The organism is Azotobacter armeniacus, from assembly GCF_054779355.1.
The window spans coordinates 1-1989 of the sequence record NZ_BAAGYK010000087.1 but is presented as its reverse complement, the minus strand read 5'-3'; the positions used below and the strand labels follow the sequence as shown (position 1 = coordinate 1989).

Genomic DNA, 1989 nt, shown 5'->3' with positions numbered 1-1989 from the left:
CATACGCGCCTTGACCTCGCGCAGCGATGAAGCCCACAACTCCAGCGTCGTCTCGATCGATGCACCTGTCATCCGGTCTCTCCCAGGCAAGGGCGAGCATCAAGTCAGATGAAACTAAATATGCAACTGTAGTACAACTAGGGCGAAAGATGGTGGTATTGCCTAATCCCTATGCCTTCCATGACACCCTGCACGGCATCGATGCGTTCGCCGTTTGCCCGGCGGGCCTCTTCATCCTGCCTGGCCGGATGTTCGGCAAGCCTGGCCTGCTGCTGGCGAAACAGCTGAACGAAGGCGAGTCGATGCCGAAAAGCATGCCGTTCAAGCAGGCACTGGCACAGATCATCAGCAACCAGAAGAAGCTCGGCGATGTCTTCCTGCCCATCCTGATCAAAGGGGACCTGCGCGAATTCGGCCAGCAGTTGCCCTAGCTTCACCTGCACCGCCTGCAGGTCAGCAAGCTCAGCCACCTGTCCAACTTCGAGCGGATCGATATTCAGAACACCATCACCCGCAAGCTTCTGCTGCTTTATCGTCAGGCAGACACCTTGGGCTGACATCCGTCGGAAAAAATTTGTATTGCATCCGTGGATGCTGAACTATACTTTTTCTGTCATGTGATGTGAGTTTCAGGGCGCGGAAGGAACTCGTTCGCCCAGGCAAGCTCCACACTCCTGTCACGCTCACGTGACATGACTTTATTACTGCCTACAGCGACAAACGGCCGCGTCAGACGGCCTTATCATGGTACTCAAAGAGGGATCGCTCCATGACCAATCGGCTCCGCTTCAACGAAGCACTTCTAATCGCCAACCGCGCTTTCAAACCCCTGCAATGCATCGCCTGGACTCAAGAGATCAACAGTGAACTGAATCTGACCGTCGTGGACCGCGTCAATACTCGAACCTTGGGTCACAAGCGCATTCCCTGCTCGACCTATTCCGACCCGCAGAAACTCGCCGCCGTCATCCAGCAGACCCGTCAGGAGCTGAGTCGGCAAGGCGTCACCCTCGCTCCCTGGAACATGCCGGACTGATCGCCGGCCAATGAAGCCTCGCCTTGGCGAGGCTTCGCGGCAGGGTGCAACACTAGTAGCCAGACGGCAGAAATGCCCCCCTCGCGAAACGACCGGCAACCACAAACAATCGACATAGGGGGCAGCCCTGCTACACCACCCGGCATGCGGGTCCGCGCTGGACGGTTCGAGAAGTTGAGCTTGAGCAAGCCCTGCCTGTCGAACCACGCTATCGTCAGAATACGTTGAGCAGCATCGCGTTGTTGCGCCACCAGCGGTGGCTGTTCGCCGCCACCCGGGAGGCTACTTCAGCTTTCACTCCAGGGTAATCGCATGAAGCGAGTGGCTCGTATTTGCAGGGGAAAGCGCAAGCCGATATAGCTTGGGTATTTGAGGAGCACTCGAATGTCCCGGCCTGCAACCTCCATCGTGGACGTATTCGTCACCCTGGACGATCCTCGGCAGACCAACAAGGTTCAGCATTCCCTGGTCGAAACACTGACTGTTGCTGGCCACGCTGAAGCGACTGACGCTGAACCTGCTCCGCCTGGACCCGAGCCAGCGCAAGGGCAGCCTCAAGACTCGTCGGCTCATCGCCAACACCTCGGATGACTATCGGGCCGAGCTTCTGGGACTCAAATGAGAATGCTTGGCTTCATGCGATGGCCCTGGCCTCCAGTCTCCGCTACAGCCGAGCAGATTGCTCATGATTTGCCGCCTTCTGCCTGGCAACGGCTATCGGCAGGTGAAGGCACTCAGGGACCGCGTCTTCATGACTGGGCCGACCTGGAAGCCAGTGAGCATGACCCGACGCGTACCGGGCTAGGGACGCGTGGAGTACTGATCCGTCGCCGGCTGGTCGATGGGGAGCTGGCCTATTTCACCACCTGGGCGCCGGCCGGCACGTCCATCGAAACGCTGGCCCGGGTGGAAGGGCATCGCTGGGCGATCGAAAGTGCCTTCGAAACGGCCAA

At 58.6% G+C, this 1989-nt stretch carries 2 protein-coding genes and 2 pseudogenes; 3 read left to right on the top strand and 1 reads right to left on the bottom strand.

What is annotated here, in order from left to right:
• Positions 1–137: 137 nt before the first annotated feature.
• Complete coding sequence (locus ACYVD0_RS12875; RefSeq protein WP_460427171.1) at positions 138–560, bottom strand: hypothetical protein; 423 nt, start codon at positions 558–560, stop codon at positions 138–140.
• A gap of 209 nt (positions 561–769) precedes the next feature.
• Here ACYVD0_RS12875 and ACYVD0_RS12870 point away from each other — a divergent pair, with 209 nt between their 5' ends.
• From ACYVD0_RS12870 to ACYVD0_RS12860, 3 genes and pseudogenes are all read left to right on the top strand, one after another.
• Positions 770–1036 carry a hypothetical protein gene (locus ACYVD0_RS12870; protein ID WP_460427170.1) on the top strand — a complete coding sequence of 89 codons (267 nt, stop codon included), beginning with the start codon at positions 770–772 and terminating at the stop codon, positions 1034–1036.
• A gap of 487 nt (positions 1037–1523) precedes the next feature.
• Positions 1524–1658, top strand: a pseudogene (locus ACYVD0_RS12865) (ISAs1 family transposase); the annotation flags it as partial.
• Positions 1659–1687: 29 nt separating this feature from the next.
• Positions 1688–1989 (top strand): annotated as a pseudogene (locus tag ACYVD0_RS12860) (IS701 family transposase); the annotation flags it as partial.

What these genes read in the sequence shown, in the direction of transcription:
- ACYVD0_RS12875 (WP_460427171.1), bottom strand. Translation starts at nt 560, where the DNA reads ATGTCAGCCCAAGGTGTCTGCCTGACGATAAAGCAGCAGAAGCTTGCG.
- ACYVD0_RS12870 (WP_460427170.1), top strand. Translation starts at nt 770, where the DNA reads ATGACCAATCGGCTCCGCTTCAACGAAGCACTTCTAATCGCCAACCGC.